This is a genomic window from Achromobacter piechaudii NBRC 102461 (genome assembly GCF_001571245.1).
In the GTDB taxonomy this organism is placed as follows: Bacteria; Pseudomonadota; Gammaproteobacteria; order Burkholderiales; family Burkholderiaceae_B; genus Achromobacter; species Achromobacter piechaudii.
Genome location: NZ_BCTK01000005.1, coordinates 239,834 through 264,424 on the forward strand (window position 1 = coordinate 239,834; position 24,591 = coordinate 264,424).

At 66.1% G+C, this 24,591-nt stretch carries 21 protein-coding genes and 1 riboswitch; of the genes, 12 read left to right on the forward strand and 9 right to left on the reverse strand.

The annotated features are described in order from the left end of the window. Positions 1-160: 160 nt before the first annotated feature. The 5 genes from API01S_RS07730 (at position 161) to API01S_RS07750 (ending at position 5,799) form a co-directional block, all read left to right on the forward strand. Positions 161-862, forward strand: coding sequence for a response regulator (locus API01S_RS07730; protein ID WP_039882801.1), 702 nt, complete (start codon positions 161-163; stop codon positions 860-862). Next, positions 862-2,421 (forward strand): sensor histidine kinase RisK, encoded by a 1,560-nt coding sequence (gene risK, locus API01S_RS07735; RefSeq protein ID WP_061304081.1) that lies wholly within the window; start codon positions 862-864, stop codon positions 2,419-2,421. The genes API01S_RS07730 and risK overlap by 1 nt, the downstream gene beginning before the upstream one ends. A gap of 64 nt (positions 2,422-2,485) precedes the next feature. Further along, positions 2,486-3,559, forward strand: coding sequence for a Holliday junction branch migration DNA helicase RuvB (gene ruvB, locus API01S_RS07740; protein ID WP_039882803.1), 1,074 nt, complete (start codon positions 2,486-2,488; stop codon positions 3,557-3,559). Positions 3,560-3,809: 250 nt separating this feature from the next. Further along, positions 3,810-4,775, forward strand: a complete 966-nt coding sequence (locus API01S_RS07745) for a threo-3-hydroxy-L-aspartate ammonia-lyase (RefSeq protein WP_050728019.1) — start codon at positions 3,810-3,812, stop codon at positions 4,773-4,775. A gap of 103 nt (positions 4,776-4,878) precedes the next feature. Continuing rightward, positions 4,879-5,799 carry a complex I NDUFA9 subunit family protein gene (locus tag API01S_RS07750; protein WP_050728018.1) on the forward strand — a complete coding sequence of 307 codons (921 nt, stop codon included), beginning with the start codon at positions 4,879-4,881 and terminating at the stop codon, positions 5,797-5,799. Here API01S_RS07750 and ruvA read toward each other — a convergent pair. The 6 genes from ruvA to API01S_RS07780 form a co-directional block, all read right to left on the reverse strand. Then, the gene (gene ruvA, locus API01S_RS07755) at positions 5,796-6,368 is read right to left on the reverse strand and encodes a Holliday junction branch migration protein RuvA (RefSeq protein ID WP_006217667.1); all 573 of its coding nucleotides are present in this window, start codon (positions 6,366-6,368) and stop codon (positions 5,796-5,798) included. The genes API01S_RS07750 and ruvA overlap by 4 nt on opposite strands. Before the next feature lie 131 nt (positions 6,369-6,499). Beyond that, on the reverse strand, positions 6,500-7,048 hold the full coding sequence (gene ruvC / locus API01S_RS07760; protein WP_006217668.1) for a crossover junction endodeoxyribonuclease RuvC: 549 nt from the start codon (positions 7,046-7,048) through the stop codon (positions 6,500-6,502). Next, positions 7,048-8,637, reverse strand: coding sequence for a bifunctional phosphoribosylaminoimidazolecarboxamide formyltransferase/IMP cyclohydrolase (gene purH, locus API01S_RS07765; protein ID WP_006217669.1), 1,590 nt, complete (start codon positions 8,635-8,637; stop codon positions 7,048-7,050). Before purH ends, ruvC begins: the two co-directional genes overlap by 1 nt. Before the next feature lie 107 nt (positions 8,638-8,744). Then, positions 8,745-8,984: a helix-turn-helix domain-containing protein gene (locus API01S_RS07770; protein WP_006217670.1), complete on the reverse strand. Its 240-nt coding sequence runs from the start codon at positions 8,982-8,984 to the stop codon at positions 8,745-8,747. A 36-nt stretch (positions 8,985-9,020) separates the two neighbouring features. Next, positions 9,021-10,046 carry a tRNA dihydrouridine synthase DusB gene (gene dusB, locus API01S_RS07775; RefSeq protein ID WP_061304082.1) on the reverse strand — a complete coding sequence of 342 codons (1,026 nt, stop codon included), beginning with the start codon at positions 10,044-10,046 and terminating at the stop codon, positions 9,021-9,023. Positions 10,047-10,219: 173 nt separating this feature from the next. Next, entirely contained in the window at positions 10,220-11,389 is a 1,170-nt protein-coding gene (locus API01S_RS07780; protein WP_061304084.1) for a UbiH/UbiF/VisC/COQ6 family ubiquinone biosynthesis hydroxylase, read from the reverse strand. A gap of 77 nt (positions 11,390-11,466) precedes the next feature. Between API01S_RS07780 and API01S_RS07785 the strand changes: the two genes are divergently transcribed. Continuing rightward, a complete protein-coding gene (locus API01S_RS07785; protein WP_061304620.1) occupies positions 11,467-11,931 on the forward strand; it encodes a TM2 domain-containing protein in 465 nt (154 codons plus the stop codon). Between the two features lie 126 nt (positions 11,932-12,057). On the opposite strand, the gene API01S_RS07790 is transcribed toward API01S_RS07785, so the two are convergent. Continuing rightward, positions 12,058-13,401 (reverse strand): aminopeptidase P N-terminal domain-containing protein, encoded by a 1,344-nt coding sequence (locus tag API01S_RS07790; RefSeq protein WP_006217674.1) that lies wholly within the window; start codon positions 13,399-13,401, stop codon positions 12,058-12,060. Between the two features lie 136 nt (positions 13,402-13,537). After that, positions 13,538-13,703: riboswitch (yybP-ykoY riboswitch) on the forward strand. A 79-nt stretch (positions 13,704-13,782) separates the two neighbouring features. Here API01S_RS07790 and API01S_RS07795 point away from each other — a divergent pair. From API01S_RS07795 to API01S_RS07815, 5 genes are all read left to right on the forward strand, one after another. After that, positions 13,783-14,790 carry a sodium:calcium antiporter gene (locus API01S_RS07795; RefSeq protein ID WP_006217676.1) on the forward strand — a complete coding sequence of 336 codons (1,008 nt, stop codon included), beginning with the start codon at positions 13,783-13,785 and terminating at the stop codon, positions 14,788-14,790. A 463-nt stretch (positions 14,791-15,253) separates the two neighbouring features. Beyond that, on the forward strand, positions 15,254-15,592 hold the full coding sequence (locus API01S_RS07800) for a hypothetical protein (RefSeq protein WP_039882806.1): 339 nt from the start codon (positions 15,254-15,256) through the stop codon (positions 15,590-15,592). A gap of 429 nt (positions 15,593-16,021) precedes the next feature. Then, positions 16,022-18,826, forward strand: a complete 2,805-nt coding sequence (mgtA, locus tag API01S_RS07805; protein WP_061304086.1) for a magnesium-translocating P-type ATPase — start codon at positions 16,022-16,024, stop codon at positions 18,824-18,826. A gap of 61 nt (positions 18,827-18,887) precedes the next feature. Beyond that, the gene (locus API01S_RS07810; protein ID WP_061304087.1) at positions 18,888-19,994 is read left to right on the forward strand and encodes a porin; all 1,107 of its coding nucleotides are present in this window, start codon (positions 18,888-18,890) and stop codon (positions 19,992-19,994) included. Positions 19,995-20,092: 98 nt separating this feature from the next. Next, positions 20,093-20,965, forward strand: coding sequence for a cytochrome c oxidase assembly protein (locus tag API01S_RS07815; RefSeq protein WP_006217681.1), 873 nt, complete (start codon positions 20,093-20,095; stop codon positions 20,963-20,965). Positions 20,966-20,990: 25 nt separating this feature from the next. Here the strand turns inward: API01S_RS07815 and galU are convergent, their stop codons facing one another. Next, a complete protein-coding gene (gene galU / locus API01S_RS07820) occupies positions 20,991-21,842 on the reverse strand; it encodes a UTP--glucose-1-phosphate uridylyltransferase GalU (protein ID WP_039882814.1) in 852 nt (283 codons plus the stop codon). A 72-nt stretch (positions 21,843-21,914) separates the two neighbouring features. Here galU and API01S_RS07825 point away from each other — a divergent pair, with 72 nt between their 5' ends. After that, the gene (locus API01S_RS07825) at positions 21,915-23,423 is read left to right on the forward strand and encodes a M48 family metalloprotease (RefSeq protein ID WP_006217683.1); all 1,509 of its coding nucleotides are present in this window, start codon (positions 21,915-21,917) and stop codon (positions 23,421-23,423) included. A gap of 54 nt (positions 23,424-23,477) precedes the next feature. On the opposite strand, the gene API01S_RS07830 is transcribed toward API01S_RS07825, so the two are convergent. Further along, positions 23,478-24,578 carry a YheT family hydrolase gene (locus API01S_RS07830; protein ID WP_039882816.1) on the reverse strand — a complete coding sequence of 367 codons (1,101 nt, stop codon included), beginning with the start codon at positions 24,576-24,578 and terminating at the stop codon, positions 23,478-23,480. Positions 24,579-24,591 lie beyond the last annotated feature (13 nt).

Sequence of the window (24,591 nt, forward strand, 5' to 3'; positions counted from 1 at the left end):
TAGTAAACCGGACCAGCGGCAAGATCGAGGGCCCCATTTTACGGCGAGTCGATTACGACGGGAACGGGTCAGTTTGCGCCACCAACATCGTGCAACAGGTGTATTTCAGTTGATTTCCTGCCTCTTGCGGCCTGGCGCGCCGGGACGCACTATGGCAGCCATGGACAATCCTCATACCAAGCTGTTGGTCGTAGACGACGACCCGGCCCTCAGACAATTGCTGGCCGATTACCTGAATCGGCACGGCTACGACACCTTGCTGGCGCCGGACGCCACCGACCTGTCATCGCGCATTACCCGGTACGCCCCTGATCTATTGGTGCTGGATCGCATGTTGCCTGGCGGCGACGGCGCTGACGCCTGCCGCCGCCTGCGCGAGCAGGGCGAAGACATTCCCGTCATCCTGCTGACCGCGCGCGACGAAGCCGTGGACCGCATCATCGGCCTGGAAGCCGGCGCGGACGACTACGTCGGCAAACCGTTCGACCCGCGCGAGCTGCTGGCCCGCATCGAAGCGGTGCTGCGCCGCAAGCGTGGTCCGTCCGCCCTGACCAAGGACGCACCGGTCACTTTCGGCCCCTTCCTGTTCGACCCCTCCACCCGCCAGTTGTCGCGCGACGGCACCGTCGTCAAGCTGACCGGCGGCGAAATCAATCTGCTGGAAGCGCTGGTGCGCAACGCGGGCAAGCCCTTGTCGCGCGAACGCCTGCTGGCGCTTGCGCGCGACGATGACGCGGGCGAACGCAACGACCGCGCCATCGACATCGCCATCCTGCGCCTGCGCCGCGTCATCGAAGACGACCCGAAGCAGCCGCGCTGGATCCAGACCGTCTGGGGCATCGGCTACCGGTTTTCCCCCTGATGCGTTTCTCCGCCCGCTTCCTGGTGCCGCGTTCGCTGCGTGCGCGCCTGATCCTGCTGATCCTGGGCGCCGTCCTGTTGACGCAAGCGGCCACGCTCGTGACGGTGTCGTACTTCCGGCACAAGTTCATGGAAGACGTGGCCATCGGCTATATCGTCACCACGATCCGCACCCTGCGCGCGGCCCTGTCCGAGGTGCCTGCCGAGGACCGCGCCGACTTCGTGCGCACGGCCTCGCAGAACCAATGGCGGCTGTGGTCGCGCGTGTTGCCCGCCGAAGCCAAGCTTCAGCGCTTCAACGGGCGTCGTCCGGCTCCGCCGCCGCGCAGCGCGGCCCGACCGCCCCCTCCGCCGCCCTCCGACGCGCGCTCCGCAGAGCCGCCGCCTCCGCCGCCCGATGGGCGCGACGACGACCGGACCGATCCGCGCGCCGCCCAGCAGCGCGAGGCGGATCGCGCCGCGCACGAAGAGCGCATTAGGCGCTATCAACCCGAACCCGACGACATCCGGCGCGACCTGCGCGTGCTGGTGCAGTTGCTGAACGAGCGGCTCAACGACGGCACCCGCGTGGCCTTGTCGCGCGGTCCCACGCCCGAGATCTTCATTTCGTTGGCGCCCAATTCCGCCAGCGAAGACGTGCCGCGCCTGCGCGAATGGCTGGTGATTCCGCTGGAACGGCTGGATCCGCCCGTCGCCACGCCGTTCATCGCAGCCTGGCTGGGCGGGCTGGGCCTGCTGTTGCTGCTGGCCGTGGGTTTTTCGTGGCACATCACGCGCCCGATCACCCGGCTGGCGGACGCCGCCGACCGCCTGGCTGCCGGGCAGCCGCAGCGCGTGGAGCCGTCCGGCCCGCATGAAACCCGCGCGCTGGGCGAACGCTTCAACGCGATGCTGGACGCGCTGGCCGAGTCCGACTCGGTGCGTCGCACCCTGTTGTCGGGCCTGCCGCACGATCTGAAGGGGCCGCTGTCCCGAATGTGGCTGCGCATCGAATTGGCCGACGATCCCAAGCTCAAGGAGGGCCTGCGCGCCGACCTTCAAGACATGCAGCACATGGTCGACCAGTTCATCGGCTTTGTGCGGGGCACGGACCCGGCCGCCTACCGCTATGCGCCCATCGTGCTGACCGACTGGCTGGTCGAACGCGTGGGCGCGTGGCAGGGCGCGGGCACCGATATCCACTTGAAGTCGGTGGATGAGGACGCGCCGCTGGTCGTGCAGGCCGACGCGGTGGCGCTGGGCCGGCTGTTGGACAACCTGATCGGCAATGCGCTGAACCATGGCGCGCCGCCCGTTGACGTCAGCCTGCGCCGGGAGGATCGCGTTGCGGTGCTGGACGTGGCGGACCATGGCCCCGGCATCGTCCCCGAACGTCGCCTGGAGGCGCTGCGTCCCTTCAGCCGGCTGGACGACGCGCGCACCCGCACGGGCAGCGTGGGCCTGGGCCTGGCGCTGGCCGAAGCCATCGCGCGGGCGCATGGCGGATCGCTGGAATTGCGCGAGGCGGAGTCGGGCGGCTTGTGCGTGCGGGTGACGCTGCCGCTATCGGAACACGCCTGACGCGGCGGGAGGCTCACCATACGGTACGATGCATCCTGCTTCGTCCCTTGTCGTTTTCCGCACCATGGCCATCCAGTCCGATTCTCTTTCCTCTCGTCCCGACGCCCCCCGCATCGTGGCGCCGCAGCCGGTATCGCCCAACGAGGAATCGATCGAGCGCGCCTTGCGGCCCAAGGCGCTACAGGAATACGTGGGTCAGCAGCGCGCGCGCGAACAGCTGGAAATTTTTATTGCCGCCGCCCGCAAGCGCGGCGAAGCGCTGGACCACGTGCTGCTGTTCGGCCCTCCGGGCCTGGGCAAGACCACGCTGGCCCACATCATTGCGCATGAAATGGGCGTGCAGTTGCGCCAGACATCCGGCCCCGTGCTGGAGCGTCCCGGTGATCTGGCGGCCTTGCTGACCAATCTGGAAAAGAACGATGTGCTGTTCATCGACGAAATCCACCGCCTGTCGCCCGTGGTCGAGGAAATCCTCTACCCGGCGCTGGAAGATTTCCAGATCGACATCCTGATCGGCGAAGGCCCCGCCGCGCGCAGCGTCAAGCTGGACCTGCAACCCTTTACGCTGGTGGGCGCCACGACGCGGGCCGGCATGCTGACCAACCCGCTGCGCGACCGCTTCGGCATTGTGTCGCGGCTTGAGTTCTACAACGCTACCGACCTGGGCCATATCGTGACCCGCAGCGCCGGGCTGCTCAACGCCACCATCACGCCGGACGGCGCGGCGGAAGTGGCGCGCCGCGCGCGCGGCACGCCCCGCATCGCCAACCGCCTGCTGCGCCGCGTGCGCGACTACGCCGAGGTCAAGGCCAGCGGCACCATCGACGCCGACGTCGCCGGCCGCGCGCTGGCCATGCTGGAAGTGGACCCGCAGGGCCTGGATCTGATGGACCGCAAGCTGCTTGAAGCCATCATCCACAAGTTCGATGGCGGGCCGGTTGGCGTGGACAGCCTGGCCGCCGCGATCGGCGAAGAGCGCGACACCATTGAAGACGTGATCGAGCCCTACCTGATCCAGCACGGCTACCTGCAACGCACTCCGCGCGGCCGCACCGCCACGCTGTCGACCTGGCGCCATCTGGGCCTGGCGCCCCCGGCTGGCGCGGCCACCGGCAGCGGCGACCTGTTCAACAAGTAGCTGTCGGGCTCGGCGGATCACCGGCAGCCCGCTGCTGCCGGGCGCGCGCGAATCAGCGGCAGCCCGCCCCGACGGGGCGCACTCGGATCAATGCCAGCCCGTCACTACCGGGCGCACGGGGATCAACGGCAGCTCATCCTTGCCGTACGCGCATGGATCAAGGCAGCCTCCATAAGGGGGCGGCGCAATCGGCGTGACAGGTTTATGATCCTGGGGTTTCGACATCCCGCGATCAAAGGACCAGATTTCCATGCTGCCCGAACTGCCCACTTATGATGACGTCGTACGCGCCAGCGAGCGCCTGGCCGGCAACGCACACCGTACGCCCGTCCTGACTTCGGCCACGGCCGACGCCATCAGCGGCGCGTCGATCTTCTTCAAGTGCGAAAACTTCCAGCGCATGGGCGCCTTCAAGTTTCGCGGCGGCTACAACGCCATCGCGCGCCTGAGCCCCGAACAGCGCGCCGCGGGCGTGGTGACGTTTTCGTCCGGCAACCATGCGCAGGCCATCGCCTTGGCATCCAAGCTGCAAGGCGTGTCGGCCACGATCATCATGCCGCTGGACGCCCCGGCGGCCAAGCGCGCCGCCACGGAAGGCTACGGCGGCAAGATCGTCACCTACGATCGCTACACCGAAGACCGCGAACAGATCGCCCACCGCATCCAGGCCGAAACCGGGGCCACGCTGATCCCGCCCTATGACCACGAAGACGTGATCGCCGGGCAGGGGACGGCCGCCAAGGAACTGTTCGAGGAAGTCGGCGAACTGGACTATCTGTTCGTCTGCCTGGGCGGCGGCGGGCTGTTGTCGGGATCGGCCCTGTCGGCCTTCGCACTGAGCCCGCGCTGCCTGGTGTACGGCGTGGAGCCGGAAGCCGGCAATGACGGCCAGCAGTCGCTGCGCAAGGGTGAAATCGTCCGCATACCCGCCCCCAAGACGCTTGCCGACGGCGCGGCCACCACGCACCTGGGCAACCTGACGTTCCCGCTCATTCAAAAGTATGTGCGCGATATCGTCACCGTCGCCGACGAACAGTTGGTGACCACCATGAAGTTCTTCGCCGAACGGATGAAGATGGTCGTCGAACCTACGGGCTGCCTGGCTGCCGCCGCGGTCATGCAGAACGTGGTGCCGGTGCGTGGCGCGCGGGTCGGCGTCATCATCAGCGGTGGCAACGTCGACCTTCCGGTCTACTCGCGCCTGCTGGCTTCCTGATGCACGCGCGGCGGCCCGGGTCCGGGCCGTCGATGCGTGCTTGCGGTTGTCGCCTGTGCAGGGCAGAATCGGGTCTCGATCCTGACGAACAGGGGCCAGCTGCATGCGTATCCTTGTCATCGGCGGCACCGGTTTCATCGGCCGTCATCTGATTGCCCGGCTTTCCGGCGACCTGCACCAGATCATCGTGCCCACCCGCCTGTTGGCGCGCGGCAGCGAGCTGCAAGTCCTGCCCACGACCACGCTGATCCAGACCGACATCCACGACGATGCCGTGCTGGACCGTCTGGTCAGCGGCTGCGACGCGGTGGTGAACCTGGTGGGTATCCTGCACGGCAATGTCGGCAAACCTTATGGCTCCGCGTTTGCGCGGGCGCACGTGCATCTGCCGCAGCGCATCGCGCGAGCGTGCCAGCGTCATGGAGTTCGACGCCTGCTGCACATCAGCGCGCTGGGGGCCGATTCCCAGGGCGACAGCATGTACCAGCGTTCCAAGGGCGACGGCGAGGCCGCCATCAAAGCTGAATTTCCGTCCGGCATCGACAGCGGATGGACCATCTTCCGGCCCTCGGTCATTTTTGGCCCGGACGACAATTTCACCAATATGTTTGCATCGCTGGCCCGCTGGCTGCCGGTGCTGCCGCTGGCGGGTGCGCACGCGCGCATGCAGCCCGTCTATGTCGGAGACGTGGTGGCGGCCATGGCCACCGCGCTGGCCGACAACCACACTTGTGGCAAGACCTATGAATTGGGTGGGCCGCAGGTCTACACGCTGGGTGAGATCGCGCGCTTGTGCGCGGCCTGGAGCGGGCATCCGCGCCCGGTGGTGCCCGTGCCGATGGGCGTGGGGCGCATCCAGGCCCGCCTCTTCGAATGCATGCCCGGCGAACCCTTGATGTCGCGCGACAATCTGGATTCCCTGCGCCGCGACAACATCTGCGTGGGGCCGATCGCGCCGGAATTGCGCGTGGTGCCGACGGGCCTTGAGGCCGTGGCGCCGCGCTATCTGCAGCGCGCGTCTTAGCGCGCCAGCGCCTTCAATGCCTGCTTGATGCCGTCGGACACGCCCACGCCTTCGGGCAGGCCCTTGAGCGCCGACAGCGATTCCTTTTCCGAGTACCCCAAGGCCAGCAGCGCATTCAGGATGTCCGACTGATGATCCGGCGTGGCGTGCGACGCGGCGCCGATATCGGCCCCCAGCTTGCCGCGCATTTCCAGCAGCAATCTTTCGGCCGTCTTCTTGCCGATGCCCGGCACGCGGGTCAGTCGGCCCGATTCCTGCAAGGTGATGGCCTGCGCCAGATCGGCGACCGACATGCCGGACAACACCGACAGCGCCGTGCGTGCGCCGATGCCGCTGACCTTGATCAGCTCTCGAAACGCGCTGCGTTCGCCCGCCGTGCCAAAGCCATACAGGATGTGCGCGTCTTCGCGCACCGTCAGGTGCGTATAAAGCGTGACGCGCGCGCCGGTCTCGGGCAGCGAATACAGCGTCGTCATGGACACGTCGATGTCATACCCCAAGCCGCCCACGTCCACGCAGATGGTGGGAGGCAGCTTTTCGATCAGGGTTCCGGTAATGCGTCCGATCATGGTGATGAAGGCCTGGTAGCGGTGGCGCGCGCGGGATGCGCGGCGAATGCGGGCATTCTATACGCGCGGGGGGCGGGGGTGACGCAGTGGGGGATTTAGCGGATGGCCTGCGCGGCTTGCGCGCAGCGGGATCAGCCGATCAGGCGGCCATTGCGGATGCGCGTCTTGCCGCCCATGCGCAGCGCCGTGCCCAGCCGTTCCAGCTTGTCCTGCATGGGGCCCACGTGCGCGTGGCAGATGGCGCAGGCCAGGGCGTCGGCGGAGTCGGGGGCGGGCACGCCGTCCAGGGACAGCAGGTGCTGCACCATCATCTGCACCTGCTCTTTGGCGGCGCGTCCGGTGCCCACGACGGCTTTCTTGATTTGCAAGGCGGTGTATTCATGCACCGCCAGCGAACTGTCCGCCAGCGCGCATAGCGCCGCGCCGCGGGCCTGGCCCAGCAGCAGGGTCGAGGCCGGGTTGGTGTTCAGAAAAACGATTTCCAGCGCCGCGACATCGGGTTGCGTGTCGCGCGCGACCTCGCGCAGATTGTCCAGGATGACTTTCAGGCGCTCGGCCAGCGTCAGCGCCGGCGGGACCACGATGGTCCCGCTGGCGACATAGCGCAGCCGCGAACCCTCGGCATCGATCACACCGAAGCCGGTGCGGCGCAAGCCGGGATCGATGCCCAGGACGCGCATCAGTGGCGGAAGTGGCGGGTGCCGGTCAGCACCATGGCGATGCCATGCTCGTCGGCTGCGGCGATGACTTCGTCGTCACGCATGCTGCCACCGGGCTGGATCACGCAGGTCGCGCCTGCCGCCACCACGACGTCCAGGCCGTCGCGGAAGGGGAAGAACGCATCCGACGCCACGGCCGAGCCCTTCAGCGTCAGGCCGGCGTTTTCCGCCTTGATCGACGCGATGCGCGCCGAGTCGATGCGGCTCATCTGGCCGGCGCCCACGCCCAGGGTCATGCCGCCGCCCACGAACACGATGGCGTTGGACTTGACGTACTTGGCGACCTTCCAGGCGAAAGCCAGGTCATTCATTTCCTGCTCGGTGGGCTGGCGCTTGCTGACCACCTTGAGCGCATCGCGCGGCACGTTGTAGGCGTCCGGGCTCTGCACCAGCCAGCCGCCGCCCACGCGCTTGATGTCGAAGGCGTTCTGGCCCACGCCCATCGGCACTTCCAGCACGCGCACGTTCTTCTTGGCGGCCAGGATGGCCAGCGCGGCGCCGTCGTAGGCGGGCGCCAGCAGCACTTCCAGGAACTGCGCGCTGACGGCTTCGGCCGTGGCGGCGTCCACCGGGCGGTTAAAGGCGATGATGCCGCCGAACGCGGAGGTCGGGTCGGTCTTGAATGCCTGCTGGTAGGCGCCCAGCGTATCGGCCGCGACGGCCACGCCGCAGGGGTTGGCATGCTTGACGATGACGCAGGCCGGCGCGTCGAAGCTGCGCGCGCATTCCCATGCGGCGTCGGCGTCGGCGATGTTGTTGTAGGACAGTTCCTTGCCCTGCAACTGGCGGTAATTGCCCAACAGCCCGGCCGGACGCTGCGCGTCGACGTAGAACGCGGCGGTCTGGTGCGGGTTTTCGCCGTAGCGCAGCGCTTGTTGCTGCTTGACCTGGAGGGTCAGCGTGCCCGGCCATTCGTTGCGGGCCGGCACGGCTTCCTGGGCCGGCTCGGCGTCGGCCAGGCTGGTCAGGTAGGCGGCGATGGCGCCGTCATAGGCGGCGGTGTGGGCGTAGACCTTCGCGGCCAGCGCCAGGCGCAGGCCATAGGACGTGCTGCCGCCCTTGTCCATTTCGGCCAGCACGCGCGAGTAGTCGACCGGGTCGATCACGACCGTCACGCCACCGGCTTCGGTGCCGTGGTTCTTGGCGGCGGCGCGCAGCATGGCGGGGCCGCCGATGTCGATGTTCTCGACCGCGTCGGCGAACGTGCAGTCCGGCTTGGCGACCGTTTCACGGAACGGATACAGGTTCACCACCAGCATGTCGATGCGATCGATGCCCGCCGCCTTGATGGTGTCCATGTGCTCGGCGCTGTCGCGACGGGCCAGCAGGCCGCCGTGAATCTTGGGGTGCAGCGTCTTGACGCGGCCATCCAGGATCTCCGGCGAACCCGTGTGGGCAGCCACTTCGGTGACGGTCAGGCCGGAGTCGGCGAGCAACTTGGCGGTGCCGCCAGTCGACAAGAGGCGCACGCCACGCGCAGCCAGGGCGCGGGCAAATTCAACGATGCCGGTCTTGTCGGACACCGAAAGCAGGGCGGTTTCGATTTTCATGGTGGGGGACGGGAGTCGGGCGGTGAGCCTTTCTCGTTCAGGTCGGGATGGGAAATCGGGGTGGGAAAGGTCGGCGCCCGCCGGGGGGGGCGGCCTTCTCGGAAAAGCTATACCTGGATATTGTGCGCCAGCAACTTCTTGCGCAGTGTGTTGCGGGTGATGCCCAGCATTTCGGAAGCGCGCGACTGGTTGCCGCCCGAACGCTCCAGCGCTACTTCAAGCACCGGGCGTTCCACGCAGCGCATCACCATGTCCCACATATCGTGGGGCTCGGATTCACCCAAGTCTTCGAAATAGCGCTCCAGGCTGGCGCGCACGCATTCTTCCAGGACATCTTTCTTGCTCATTTGAGTACAGATATTTTTATGTTGGTGTTGTGGCGGTTATGCCGCCATCAGGGCTTCTGCGACCGGCGCCCGGTGGGGCATTGCGTCGCGCGAGAGGGTATCGAACCAATCCGACACCGCCCGCCACTGGTCGCGGGTATTGTCGATCAGGTTCATGCGGGCGCAGAACGAATCCGCGCCCGGCAGGCCGTCCAGATACCAGCCAATATGCTTGCGCGCCGTGCGTACGCCGGTGTGTTCGCCATAGAACCGGTAATGGTCGTCGAGATGTTCAAGCAACAGCTCGCGCATTTCCCCATGGGAGGGAGGGGCCAGTGACTCGCCCGTGCGCAAATAGTGATCGATTTCGCGGAAGATCCAGGGACGGCCTTGAGCCGCCCGGCCAATCATGACCGCGTCGGCGCCAGTGTAATCCAGGACGTGCTTGGCTTTTTCAGGCGAGTCGATATCTCCGTTTGCGATCACGGGGATGGTCAGCTCGGCCTTGACGGCGCGGATAGTGTCATATTCCGCCTCGCCCGTATAGAGGTCGGCGCGCGTACGGCCGTGCAGCGTCAGCGCCGCGATGCCGGCATTTTCGGCCAGCTTGGCCACGCGCAGCGCATTGCGGCTTTCGCGGTCCCAGCCCGTGCGAGTCTTCAGCGTGACCGGCACGCCCAGCGGCGCGCAGGCCGACACCACGGCGTCCAGGATGCGGGCGATCAGGTCTTCGTGGCGCAGCAACGCCGAGCCGGACGCCACGTTGCACACTTTCTTGACCGGGCATCCCATGTTGATGTCGATGATGCGCGCGCCCTTGTTGGCGTTGAACACCGCCGCCTCGGCCATCATTGCGGGGTCGGCCCCGGCAATCTGGACCGAAATGGGGGCGATCTCGCCGTCATGGTTCAGACGGCGCGATGTCTTCACGCTATCCCATAGCTTGGGGTTGCTGGCGGCCATTTCGGACACCGCGTAGCCGGCCCCCAACTTCTTGCAAAGTTGTCGGAACGGACGGTCCGTCACGCCCGCCATGGGCGCGACAAGAACGTTGTTGGGAAGGGTCCATTGGCCTATGCGCATGGTCACATTTTAACCGGCTCGATCGAACCCCCGTTTTTGGGGGGCGACAGCTTGGTAACAAGCGGGGAAGAAAACCCACGGCGCGGCGCGGATCGTAGGGGCGGATCACCGAAGCTGCCCGGGCGGCCTGAAGGGTCGAGAAAGAGGGCGCAAGCCGGCCCGGCCGGGACGGCTCAGGCGCGAAAGCCCTGCAACAGATGCTTGGCCAACGGCGCGCGCAGCGGCGAGGCCAGATCCATGCCCAGCAGCGCCAGGCCGCAAGCATGTTCGACGGGCGCCAGGCCCGTGGCGAAGACGCGGGGCATCAGGTCCGTCAGGCCCGCCGTGATGGCGCGGTCGACGTGCCGCGCCTGTGCGAATTCCGCCAGCAGCAGGCTCGGGCTTGCCGCCGGCCGCGTCAGCCAACCGGCCAATGTCTGCGCCAGCCGGGCGGCATCGCGCAGCCCCAGGTTCAGGCCCTGGCCCGCGACGGGATGCAGCGTCTGCGCGGCGTTTCCGATGGCGACCACGCGGCCCTGCACCTGCGCGCGCCGCGCGGCCAGCGCCAGCGGGAAGACGTGGCGCGGGGCGTGGCTGGACAAGCGGCCCAGCCGATCGCCGAATGCCTGCGTCAATGCCGTGGAAAAGGCGGCGTTGTCCATCGCGGCAAGTTCGGCCGCGCGTTCGGGCGCGCTGCACCACACCACCGAATAGGCGTCGGGCGTCTGGGGGTGGGGCAACAGGGCCAGCGGGCCCTCGGAGGTGAATCGTTCCCAGGCCCAGCCCCGGCGCGGCAAGGTGGCGTGGGCGGTGGTCAGGACGGCGTGTTGGCCGTAGTCGCGGCGCACGTCCGTGGCGCCGGCGCCGTCCGACTGCACGGCGACCTGGCACAGCAAGGTGTTGTCGCCCTGGATGATGCGCACGCCGTCCGCGTCCTGGCGCTCGACCTGGGCGGCAGGGCCGGACAGCACCGTGACGCCAGAGGCAGCCACGCGTTCGTCCAGCTTGGCATGCAGGCCGGAATACGCCACCACGCTGCCCAACTGCGGCACGTTGAAATCGGTGTTCTGGATGACGGTGCGGCCCAATCGGCCACGCTGCGACACGTGGATGTTGCGGATGTCGGCCGAGCGATCGGGCCACGCCTGCAACGACTCCAGCAACACGCGGCTACCGTGGTTCATCGCCAGCACGCGGGGGTCGGCGGCCGGAACGGCGGCGGCGGGCGTGACCGGCGTGGGCGTGCTGCCCGCCAGCAGCGCGATGCGCGCCGGGTCCGGCGCCACGCGCGCCAGCATCAGGGCCAGGACGCGGCCCACGGGGCCGGCGCCAAGAATCGCTATGTCGAAGGCGGATGCAGTCATGCCGGGATTTTAACCGTCCACTACAATCCGGCACAGCGAGCGCGGCGGGCCGCGCGTAACCCTTTCGGTTGATCGACATGACGCAGGTCCAGGCTTCTACTTCGCTGTCCGCTGCCCCCGCCCGCCGCCCGCGCGGCAAGGTCACCTTGGGGCTGCTCGCCTGCCTGTTCGGCTGGCTGGGCGCGCACTGGTGGTATCTGGGCCGCCGGCACGCCTGGGCGGTCACGCTGCTGACCGTCGTGTGCCTGTTCTGCGCGTTTCGCTTCTACCCCGTCTGGTACGACAACCCCGCCTTCTTCGTCGTCTTCATCCCCATGATCGACGGGTTCATCGAAAGCGCCGTGTTCTCGCTGATGTCCGACGAGAAATTCGACCGCCGCTACAACCCCGATCTGGGCCGGCCCACGTCCACGGGTTGGGGGCCGGTGCTGGTGGCGCTCATGGCGTGCCTGGTGGGGTCTGTGGTGTCGATGTTCGCCATCGCAATGGTGGTGGTGTATGTCTGGGTGGCGATGGGTTGGCTGGACGGGCTGGTGCTGTAGGCCGGCTCGGCGGCCGATTTCCTCGATCAGCGGGTATGGCGCGAAGCCGCCGCTGCGGTAATCGGGCGGCCGCCGCCCGACGCCTACGCGCAGCTGTCGCCCCCGCCGCCCCTGCGCGGCCTGCGCCTATTCCCGCATCAGCGCTTCGATCTCCGATGCCTTGACCGGCACCCCACGCGTAATCAATTCGCAGCCTTCGTCCGTGACCAGCGCGTCGTCCTCGGTGCGGATGCCAATGTTCCAGTAGATTTCCGGCACGTCGTCGGCGGGGCGCACGTAGATGCCGGGTTCGATCGTCAGCATCATCCCGCGTTCCAGCTTGCGCCATGGGCGGTCGCCACCTTGCACGGGACCGGGCTCACGGTAATCGCCGACGTCATGCACGTCCAGGCCCAGCCAGTGGCCGGTGCGGTGCATGTAGAAGCGGCTGTAATCGCCCGATTCCAGCACGCCGTCCAGCGAGCCCTTCAACAGTTTCAGGTCGATCATGCCCTGCGCCAGCACACGCAGCGCGGCTTCGTGGCCGTCGTTGAAGGTGCGCCCCGGCGCGGTGGCCGCCGCCGCGGCCTCTTGCGCCGCCACGGTCAGGTCGTACAGCGCGCGCTGCGGACCGCTGAAACGGCCATTGACGGGAAAGGTGCGGGTGATGTCGCTTGCGTAGCTGTCCACCTCGCAACCCGCGTCGATCAGCACCAGATCGCCGTCGCGCAGCACGGCCTCGCCAGCGGGGTAGTGCAGCACGCACGCGTTGGCGCCGGCAGCGACGATGCTGTTGTAGGCCACGGCCTGCGCGCCATGGCGGCGGAATTCATACAGCAGTTCGGCTTCGAGCTCGTACTCGTGCATGCCGGCGCGGGCGACTCGCATGGCGCGGGCGTGGGCGCCGGCCGAGATCTTGGCGGCGCGCCGCATGGTGGCAATTTCGGCCGCATCCTTGATCAGCCGCATTTCGGCCAGCAGGGGGCGCAGGTCCTGCTGGCGGCTGGGCGGCGCATGCCCGGCGCGGGCCGCCTCGCGGGCGCTGGCCAGCCAGCGATGCAGGCGTCCGTCGTGGCGCTTGTCACCCGCCAGCGGGGCGTAGAGCGTGGGATGGTCCAGCATCAGCTTGGGGACAAGCTCGTCCAGCGCATCGATCGGGTGGGCGTCGTCAAAGCCGAAGTATTCTGCCGCCGCCTCGGGACCGAACCGCTTGCCTTCCCAGATTTCATGCTCTACATGGCGCGGCCGGCAGAACAGCAGCGCGCGGTCCGTGGCCCCTGCGATCAGCACCAGCCAGGCGGCGGGCTCGGTAAAGCCGGTCAGGTAGAAAAAGTCACTGTCGTGGCGGTAGGGGAATTCGGCGTCGCGGTTGCGGATGGCCTCGGGGGAGGTCGCCAGGATGGCGATCCCGCCGCCTTCGGCCCGCATCCGTTGCATCAGGCGTTGGCGACGGGCGGCAAAGGGGGCGATGTCGGCGGGAGGCAGGCTCATGGCGGGCAGGGGCGCGAACCCCGCGAAGAATGTGGATGCGGCTTACTTTACCCCGCTATCGCGCGCAAACAACAGCAGAACCGGGTATCGCACGACGACGGCTACATGAGACTGGACGGCGCGGTTTGCGCTGCTACAATCGCGTCTCTGTCATTGGGGAGTAGCCATCCTTTGTCCCCAAAGGAGTTAGCGTCAACAGACTTGGTGGTTCAGTGCCGCGTAGCGGTTGCTAGAACCCCATGGCGCTAACGGTTTCCATGCACGCGGCCCCGCCCGCCGCATGGATCAGCCAGGCGAGACCTTTGGCCGCGTAGCGTTCACCCTAGCCGGGCGAGCCGTTGCGTCGCGCCAATTGGTTTCTGCTCGTCCGGCTGCACTCATATGTTGCTCACCCTGTTCCTGTTTTTCCTGTCCGCGGCAGTGATTTATTTCGCCTGCGAATTCTTCGTCAATGGCGTTGAATGGGTCGGACACCGCTTTCACCTGGGCGCTACCGCCACCGGCACCGTGCTGGCGGCCTTCGGTACAGCCCTGCCCGAAAGCGCGGTCACCTTCATGGCCGTCGTGTTCGGCGAAACCCCTGAACAAAAAGACATCGGCGTTGGCGCGGCCATGGGCGGCCCGCTGGTATTGGCGACCTTGGCCTACGCGGTGGTGGGTATAGCGCTGTGGCGCGCGCGCCGGGGCGGCCAGCCGGCCAAGGCCAACTGTATCAACGCGGACCAGCGCCGTCTGGCCCGCGACCAGGCCTGGTTCATGGGCATCTTTGTGTTCAAGGTGGGTCTGGGCCTGCTGGCCTTCGCCTGGAAGCCCTGGCTGGGCATCCTGTTCCTGGCTACTTACGGCCTGTACGTCAAACGCGAACTGAGCCACGACGAGGAGCGCGCCGATAGCGAAGATCTGGAACCGCTCAAGCTGCGTCCGCGCGACACGGACCCTTCGATGTTCTGGGCGGCCTCGCAAACGATTCTGGCGTTGGTGGTGATTGCCGGGGCATCGCACGTCTTCGTGAATCAGATCGAAGTGCTGGGCGTGGCCATGGGCGCGTCGCCGCACGTGGCGGCCTTGCTGCTGGCCCCGGTGGCCACTGAACTGCCCGAAATCATGAACGCGCTGATCTGGGTGCGGCAGGGTAAGGAACGCCTGGCGCTGGCCAATATCTCGGGCGCCATGATGATCCAGGCCACCATCCCCAGCGCATTGGGCATCTTCATGACCCCGTGGCTGCTGGATGCGCCCTTGCTGGCCGCCGGCCTGTTCACCATGTTGTCGATCGGCCTGTTGTGGCTGCGCTTCCGCCGCTCGGTCATGAGCGTGCCGGCGCTGTCCGCCGTAGGGGGCTTTTACGCGTTGTTTGCCGCGTACCTGGGCTGGCATTTCTACGCCTGACGCGAGACGGGCAGCAGACAGAAGCGGCGCAAAACCCTGAGGGGTTTGCGCCGCTTTTTATTTTTTTGCGGCCTTTGCGCCCGCGAGCCGCAAAAACCTTGTCCATCAGTAAAAACCCGCGTAAAATCCGTCTGTTATCCATCTCAGGAGCAGTCTTCGTGAATACCGATTCCGGCGAAAGTAGTCGATCTTGCATCGACATCGCTGTCTGACAGGAAACACGCAGAGCTCCATCTGCCGCATCCTGTCATACAGGTTGCGGCGTATCCCAAGCCCGGGGTTCCTACCCGGGCAATAGCGCAAGCCTTCGGCTTGCCGGGACATTCCCCAACGTAAACCGCCAGAACCGCCGCTAGTCGCAGCGTCAGCGTTCGTGCACGTTTTTCGTGCGCGCCCGCCAAGCGCCGCGTCCGGCTGCACGCGTACTCGCGATCACGCTCCCCATTTCGCAATGGAGGTCGTTATGCGTTTCTTCGACTTGTTCCTACGCCGCGCCGGCGTAGACCGTGCCACCGCCCTGGGCCGCCGTCGCGGCACTTCGCGCTTGACGGTCATTTGCCCGCGCGACGAACTGGGCGCCTTGCGCAAGCAGATCTGCCTGGACTTCAGCGCCGCTGGCCTGGACGTCTCGCAAGTGCAGGTCGACCAAGGCCGCGATCCCAATCTGGCGTCGGCTTGCATCACCGTCAATTGCCCGCCCGAACTGCGCGCTGAATTGATGTCGCAAGCGCGCCGCCTCAGCGCCAATCCCGCCGTTCGTCACGTGCATTTCGGCGCGCAAGCCGCCGCAATGGCCGCGTAAAACGCCCTGTCTTCTGGAGAGATCATGCCTAGTGCCTTAGACCCCGACCCTCGATTGCGCCAAGTGCATGGCGCCGGCATGCCTGTCTGACCTGTCTTCTCCACTGCGAGCCGACCGGCCGGACAGACATTCCGGTTCCGACGGACTCCGCAGCATTGAATCCCGGCCTGGCCCTCGTCGCCGCTGACGAACGTGCCCCTGACGCCGGTCTCGATTCCTAGCTAGCTCCCTTTCCGTTTTCCGCACTCCGGCGCGATCCCACGCGATCCGGACACCGGCAACTTTGCCCCGGTGCCTGAGCACGCCCGTAGCGGGCGGATCGACGGCTTTCTTGTGATTGCCGCGGTTCGCTGCTGCCCGCGTGCCTGGCCAGGGAGCGGGCGAGCCTGTGTCTCCGACAAGAAATCAAAGAAAAACCGGAGCACTCCGATGTTTACCTTCCTGAAATCCTTTTTTTCGTCCGCCGCTGGCCGTCGGCGGGCAGGCCGCCACTTCCGCCGCACCCCCATTCTTGAGCAGGGCGCGCAAACGGCTGTCGCCTCGACGCCTTCCGACGCCTCGCGCGGCGCCAACCGCCGCATGCTGGAGCAGTCGCGCATGGGGCTGGACGCCTTGTTCTCGCTACTGGCCAGCGGTCGTGGCGGCCTGACGCAAGAACAGGCGCTGGCCGCCCGTGAACGCCACGGCGCCAACGAGGTCGACCATGAAAAGCCACTGGCCTGGTACACGCACCTGTGGCTGTCTTACCGCAATCCCTTCAATCTGCTGCTGACCGCGTTGGCCGGGCTGTCGTGGCTGACCGACGTGCGTATGGCCCAGGCCGACGACAAGTCGTGGACGGCGGTGGGCATCATCGGGTCCATGGTGGTCATCTCGACCGTGCTGCGCTTTGCCCAGGAACTGCGGTCGAACCGTGCCGCCGAAGCGCTGAAAGCCATGGTGCAGAACACCGCCACGGTGTTGCGCGCCGACGTGCTGACGCCGGAAGCGGCAAATGGCAGGCGCGTCTTCGGCGCGCCGCTGCACGACTCCGGTTCGTACCAGATGGAAGTGCCGCTGGCCGAGCTGGTGCCCGGCGATGTGGTGCTGCTATCGGCTGGCGACATGATTCCCGCCGATTGCCGCATCCTGAACGCCAAGGACCTGTTCATCGCCCAGGCCGCCTTGACCGGCGAGTCGCTGCCGGTGGAAAAGCACGCCGTCCAGCGCGAGCACACCGACAACTCGCTGGAACTGGAGAACATGGCTTTCATGGGCACCAACGTGGTCAGCGGCTCGGGCAGCGCGATGGTCATCGCCACCGGCTCGCAGACCTATTTCGGTCAGCTGGCCGGGCGCGTGACTCAGGAAAGCCGTGCGCCCACGCAGTTTCAACAGGGCATCAACCGCGTCAGCTGGGTGCTGATCCGCTTCATGCTGGTGATGGCGCCCATCGTGTTCGTGATCAACGGCGTCACCAAGGGCGACTGGCTGGAGGCGCTGCTGTTCGCGCTGGCGATCGCCGTGGGCCTGACGCCCGAGATGCTGCCGATGATCGTCACCGCCACGCTGGCCAAGGGGGCGTTGCGCATGTCGCGCCGCAAGGTCGTCGTGAAGCGGCTGGACGCGATCCAGAACCTGGGCGCGATGAACGTGCTGTGCACCGACAAGACGGGCACGCTGACGCAGGACAGGATCGTGCTGGAACGCCACACGGACGTATACGGTTCCAGCAGCGATGATGTGCTGGCCTATGCCTACCTGAACAGCTACTACCAGACGGGTCTGAAGAACCTGCTGGACGTGGCGGTGTTGCAGCATGCCGAGGTCAAGCGCAGCCTGAACCTGGCCGCCAAATACCGCAAGGTCGATGAGATTCCTTTTGATTTCTCGCGCCGCCGGATGTCTGTCGTGGTCAATGAAACGGAAAACGGGCGCGACCACCACGAATTGATCTGCAAGGGCGCGCTGGAAGAAATGTTGACGGCGTGCACCCGGCTGCGCGTGGGGGATTCGGTTTTCCCCCTGACCGACGCGCGGCGCGAGGACATCCGGCGCGTGACGGCGGAGCTGAACCGCGACGGACTGCGGGTGATTGCCGTGGGCGTCAAGGAGATGCCGCCCACGCAGCTGGCCTACGGCGTGGCGGACGAGTCCGATCTGGTGCTGGTGGGATACATCGCGTTCCTGGACCCCCCCAAGGAATCGACCGGCCCCGCGCTGGCGGCGCTGAAAGCCTCGGGCATCGAGGTCAAGGTGCTGACCGGTGACGTCGAGCTGGTCACGCAGAAGGTCTGCCGCGAGGTCGATTTCGAAGTGCGCGGCGTCTATCTCGGCGCGCAGATCGAAGCGATGGACGACGCGCAACTGGCGGTGGCGGTGCGCGAGGCGAACGTGTTTGCCCGGCTGACGCCCGCGCACAAGGAACGCATCGTGCGCAGCTTGCGCGCCCAGGGCGACACCGTGGGGTTCATGGGCGATGGCATCAATGACGCACCGGCCCTGCGCGCCGCTGACGTCGGCATTTCCGTGGATTCGGCGGTGGATATCTCGAAGGAGGCTGCCGACATCATCCTGCTGGAAAAAAGCCTGATGGTGCTGGAGGATGGCGTGATCGAAGGCCGCAAGACCTTCTGCAACATGCTCAAGTACCTGAAGATGACGGCCAGCTCGAATTTCGGCAACGTCTTTTCGGTGCTGGTCGCCAGCGCCTTCCTGCCGTTCCTGCCGATGCTGCCCATCCACCTGCTGCTGCAAAATTTGATGTATGACGTGTCGCAGACGGCAATTCCCTTCGACAATGTCGACGAAGAACTGCTCAAGAAGCCGCAGCAATGGGATGCGGACGGCTTGGGCCGGTTCATGGTGTTCTTTGGCCCCATCAGCTCATTGTTCGATATCGCCATGTTCGCCATCATGTGGTTCGTGTTCCACGCCAATGCGCCCGAGCATCAGACGTTGTTCCAGTCTGGCTGGTTCGTGGAAGGCTTGCTGTCGCAAACGCTGATCGTGCACATGATCCGCACGCGCCGCATTCCTTTCCTGCAAAGCCGCGCGGCGTGGCCGTTGATGGGCATGACGGCAATGGTGGTGCTGGCGGGCCTGTGGCTGCCGTTCTCGCCGCTGGCCGAGTACTTCCAGCTGCAAGCTTTGCCGTGGGGTTATTTCCCGTGGTTGGTGGGGGTGCTGTTGAGCTATTGCGTGCTGACGCAATTCCTCAAGGGCATTTGGGTACGCCGTTACGGCTGGCAGTAAGGCCGCAACGGGCCACATAGGGTGGGGCGGGCGCGGGCGCTCGCCCCCTTTGGAGCAAAGCATGAAAAAGGCATTTTTTGCGGCCCTCATCACGGGTCTGGCCCTGCCGCCCGGGCTGGCCGCCGCCGCTGCGGTCGAGGACTTCGGCCTGCAACTGTACGGCGTGGTCGACGCCGGCGTGGCCGTGACCAGCGTGTCCGGCCAGGGCAGCCACGCGGGCGTGCTGAACGGCGGGCTGACGGATTCGTTGTGGGGCCTGTCGGGCGTCGAGGATCTTGGCGGCGGCTGGCGCACGCGGGTCCAACTGGAAAGCGGCTTCGACCCGTCCAGCGGCCAGTCTGCCGAAGATGGCCGCTTGTTCAACTACGCCACCTGGGTGGGCGTGGGCAACGAGCGCTATGGCGAGGTGCGCCTCGGGCGCCAACACACGATCGGCCAGATGTACGGCAATGCGTTGGAGATCGCGTCCTGGAAGGAAATGGGAATGGGCGCCACGTTCAAGGCGTCGGACAACTACCAGTTCAGCAACATGGTGAACGTCACGTCGGCGGACTGGAACGGCTTTCAACTTGGCGCCGGCTATTCCTTCGACGCCGACGACCAGAATCGTTTCCGAACCAACCAGAACCCGCGGGCCACCAGCGTCGGCCTGAAGTACGAAAGCGGCCCGCTGCTGGCCGTGGCCACCTGGGACCAACTGCAGCTGGGCGACTCGCCAGCGGCCAGCGGCAAGCGGCCCCGCGCCGTGCAACTGGGGGCGGCCTACGACTTCGAGGTCGTCAAGGTGTCGCTGGCCTGGTCGCGCCAGCAAAACGGCTATGTGGGCCTGGACGGAGGCGATCCGGACGGTCTGGGCCAGGGGCTGGGTCCGGCCCCGTTTGTGCAGGGGGGCACGATCAACGCCTGGCTGTTGGGCGCCAGCGTGCCTATCGGCCCGGGTACGTTGCTGCTGCAATGGTCGCTGGCGCGGCCCGACTGGCAATGGGATAACGGCATGACGGCGCGCAAGGCGCAGGTGGCGACCGTGGGTTATACCTATGCCTTGTCGCCTCGCACCACGCTTTACAGCTTTGCCGGCTACGCCTCCAACTACACGCTGGATAATCAGTTCGACCCTGCCAATTCCCACACCACTCGCGTCGGAGCGGGCGTGTCGCATCGCTTCTGATCCGGCCGGCGTATCGGACCAGGGGCCGGCGCGGTCTACTACAATCAGCCCACCGGTCGGGGTGCGTCGCCGGCTCTGTCTTTCCCGATGTCTTTCGGATGGCCCGTATGGATAGTCTTGAATGGCTCATACCCTGGGAGGTTTCTCCCACGCTGGTCGCCTCCTTCGTGGTGGCGATCGTGCTGTTCGTGCGCGGCCAACGCGTTCACCACGTCACCCGCGCGCGCCGCTTTTTCTTCTGGGCGGGTCTGGTGCTGCTGTATCTGTCGATGCACACCCGGGTCGATTACTACGCCGAACGCATGTTCTTCATTCACCGTATCCAGCATCTGGTGCTGCACCATCTGGGTCCATTGCTGGTGATGGCGGCGTTTCCGGGGCAGGTCATGCGCGCGGGGCTGCCGATGTCCTGGCGCATTCGCCTGCGCGATTTTCTGCGCACCCGCAGCGGGCGCGTCACCGTCGCGGTGCTGACCAACAAGATTTTCGTGCCGACGCTGTTCGTCTTCCTGGTGCTGGTCTGGCTGATCCCGTCCGTGCAGTTCTATTCGATGCTGGACTGGCGGCTGTACCGTCTGATGAACTGGTCCGTCGTCATCAGCGGGTTCATGTACTGGAACCTGATCCTGGACCGCCGCCCCGCGCCGCCCGCCGCCATGACGCCGGGTGGACGCGTCATTTCCCCCGTGCTGACCATGCTGCCGCAGATGGTGGCGGGCGCGGTCATCGCCTTCACTGAAAGCGATATCTATCCGTTGTTCGAGTTGTGCGGACGCGCCATCGCCATGTCAGCCCAGACCGACCAGACCATTGGCGGCCTGACGATGTGGATTCCGGCCGCGCTGGTCGAAGTGATCGGCTTGATGGTGGCCTTGGGCACGTTGATGCGCCTGTCGGCCAAGGGAAGACTGCGCAAGGTGGACCGCGATGCGCGCGCCCGGGCCAAGGCCCGAGCGGCGTTATCCGCCTGAGCCCGGGGGCCGGGCAGCGATTGGGTTATTCCGGCACCAGGCCATGATACTTCTTGCCCAGCGCCACCGTGGCCTGGAACATGCCTGCCTTGTTGCCGCAGTCGTAGCGCACGCCTTCAAAGCGGTGCGCGTATACGGCGCGCTCGCGCATCAGCGAAGCAATGCCGTCGGTCAACTGGATTTCATTGCCGGCGCCCATCTTGGTCGAACGCAGGTGGTCGAAAATGGCGGCTTCCAGCACGTATCGGCCCACGACGGCGAGTGTCGAGGGGGCGTCTTCGGGATCGGGCTTTTCGACGATATGCGTGACGCGTTCGGTGCGCGGATCCAGATGCGATTCGCCGGCGCGGGTGGCCACGATGCCGTACTTGCGGGTGTCGGCGCGGGGCACGTCCTGCACGCCCAGCACGCTGGCGTTCTGGGCCACGGCCACGTCCACCAGCTGCTTCATGGCGGGCGTGTCGGCGTCGATCAAGTCGTCGGCCAGCAAGACGGCAAAGGGTTCGTCGCCCACGGCGGGGGCGGCCGACAGGACGGCGTGGCCCAGGCCCAGCGGCGCGGATTGGCGAATGTAGAGACAGTTCACATGCGCGGGTAGAATGCCCCGCACCATGGCAAGCAGTTCGTGCTTGGCTTTGCTTTCCAGGTCGGATTCAAGTTCCGGCGCGGAGTCGAAGTGGTCTTCGATGGCGCGCTTATTGCGTCCGGTCACGAATATCAGGTCGGTGATGCCTGCGGCAACGGCCTCTTCGACGGCGTATTGAATCAATGGCTTATCGACCACGGGCAGCATTTCCTTGGGCATCGCCTTGGTGGCGGGCAGGAAGCGTGTGCCCATGCCGGCGACAGGGAAAACAGCTTTACGGACGGGACGCATTGAGACCTCGTTTAGAGTATCGATGAAACATTTTAAGCTCATCGCTATCATAGGCTTATGAACCGCAGGAAAATGCCATCCATTTGCGCGATTGCGAAACGCAGCGCGATTCTGGGCCTGAGCGTCGCGTTGATCGCTCCCTCCATACCGGTCGCCGCCTGGGCGCAGCCGGTCGGCCTTCCATCCATGGGCGCGGCATCCGCAGCCGAACTGTCCCCGATGCTTGAACGCAGCCTGGGGCAGGCCATCATGTCGCAAGGTCGGCGTGACCCCACTTATGTAGACGACCCCGAACTCAGTCAGTACCTGACGACCATGGGCCGCAAACTGGCCGCCTTTGCGCCAGGGGCCGTGCCCGACGTGGAAATGTTCGGCGTACGCGATCCGGAAATCAACGCCTTCGCCATGCCGGGTGGATATATCGGCGTCAATACCGGGCTGATCGTTTCCTCTGGCAGTGAGTCCGAACTGGCCGCCGTGCTGGCGCACGAAATCGGCCACGTCGTGCAGCGACACATCGCGCGCGGCATGACGCAGCAGAATCAGAACGGCATGGTGATGCTGGCCAGCCTGGCTGGCGCGCTGTTGGCCGCGCTGGCTGGCGGTGGCGGAAACCTGGCGATGGGCGTGGCCGCCTTCGGACAGGCCGCCGCCATCAACCGCCAACTGGGCTTTTCCCGCGATGCCGAACGCGAGGCCGACCGTGCCGGCTTCCAGATGTTGACCAAGGCGGGCTATGACGCCGAGGGCATGTCCCAGATGTTCTCGCGGCTGATGAACGCATCGCGCTTGAACGAGGGGGCGGGCGGTGGGTCCTGGGCCAGCACCCACCCCTTGTCCATCGAGCGGATGTCCGATGTACAGAACCGGGTGCGTTCGCTGCCGGCCTCGCGCCATATCGATAGCGATGACTTCTGGTACGTGCGCGCCAAGATGCGCGTGGTGCAGGGCCGCGATGCCGTCAGCTTGCGCTCGGCCGGACAGCAATTGCAGGACGAGGCGCAGGCCCTGTCCGGTGTGCGCCAATCAGCGGCTTATTACGGTCTGGCCCTGCAGGCCTTCCAGCGCAACAACCTGGCGGAAGCGGACCGATACTGGAATCTGGCCACCGCTGGCGGCCGCAATTCCGCCCAATTGGCCAAACTCAGCGTCGACATCGCCCTGGCTCGCAAGGAAAATGCGCGCGCGCTGGAGCTGGCGCAGGCCGCCACCAAACGCTGGCCCGAGCAGCGGGCGCTGGGCATTGCCTACGCGCAGGCGCTGCAAAGCAATGGCCGCCATGCCGATGCGCAGGACTATCTGCGCGCCAAGATCAAGCAGTGGGGCAGCGACGAGCCCAGCCTGTACCAGATGCTGGCGCAAAGCGAAGAACGCAATGGCAAGCCGGTGCAGGCGCGCCGCGATTTGGCGCGCTTCTATGTGATGACCGGCGCGTTCGCGGCTGCGGAATCGCAGTTGCAGCAGGCGCGCGGCCTGTCCACCGATTTCTACGAGCAATCGCAGATCGACGTGCAGATCAAGGAAGTGAAAGACAAGCTGGCCGAAGAACGGCAACTGCTGGAGCGCTTCAAATCCGGTTGATGGCGCGTCGCGCCGGCCGGGTTGCTCCGGCCGGGTTGCTCCGGCCGTGCCGTGCTACAGACCGGTTTCGAAGAAGCGGCCCAGCCGCTGCGGCAGCCAGTTCAGATGCGCCGGAAACGCGCCTGTAGGAAATCCGGCATGTCCGCCATCGCTGGGTTGGTGCAGCAAGATGACGGGCGAGCAGTCTTCCGGCTTGGGCAGCGAGCCCGCTGGAATGAACGGGTCGTTGCGGGCGTTGAGCACCAGCGTGGGCACCGAAATCTTGGGCAGCCACGGCTTGCTGGACGCGCGAGTCCAGTAATCCAGCGCGTTGCGAAAGCCGTGCATCGGCGCGGTGTAGGTGTCGTCGAATTCGCGCAGATCGTGCGCGTGGGCGATACGCATCACGTCAATGGCGCCAGGAAAACGATGCGCCTTTTCCAGCACCTTGTGCTTGAGCGTTTTCAGGAAATGCGCGCTGTACACCCGGCGATTGAATACGCCCGTTGACAGCGTCTTGCCGCAGGCGACCAGGTCCAGCGGCACGGATACGCCAGCCGCGGCGGTCAGCCAGGTCGTGTCTTCCTGGTGTTCACCCAGGTATTTGAGCAGCGCATTGCCGCCCAGCGATACGCCGACCGCATGCCAGCGGGCGTGCGGAATGCGGTCGCGCACGGTCTTGAGCAGAAAGCCGACTTCGGCGGAATCGCCCGAGTAATACGCGCGGGCCAAGCGGTTGGGCACGCCGGAACAGCCACGGAAATGCGCGATCACGACGATCCAGCCGCGCGCCCGGAAGTAATGGGCGACGGACTGGGCGTAGCGGCTGTTGCTGCCGCCTTCCAGGCCGTGAAACAGGATCAGCGCGGGCGTGTCCGGCGTCTGCGGCAACGAACGCCAATCCGCATCCGTCATCCAGCGCGCCGCGGCCGTCTTGCCGTTGGCGACCGGGCCCTGTCCGCTGACGGGCGCGCCATCGGCCGCCTTGTGCGGAAAGAGTCCGGGGCCGGTCCAGTCGAAGTCTACGAAGTCGGTGTCAGGCGTTTCCACCCGGTCTCGCACGAAGGCGATGCGGTGGTATTGCGCGAACACGGACGCATAGATCGTCTGGCTGTCGCCTCCGGGCAACCAGGAGGGAACGGGGCAGGGGGACGAATCAAGACGAGCAGCGGCCAACTAAAAATCCACC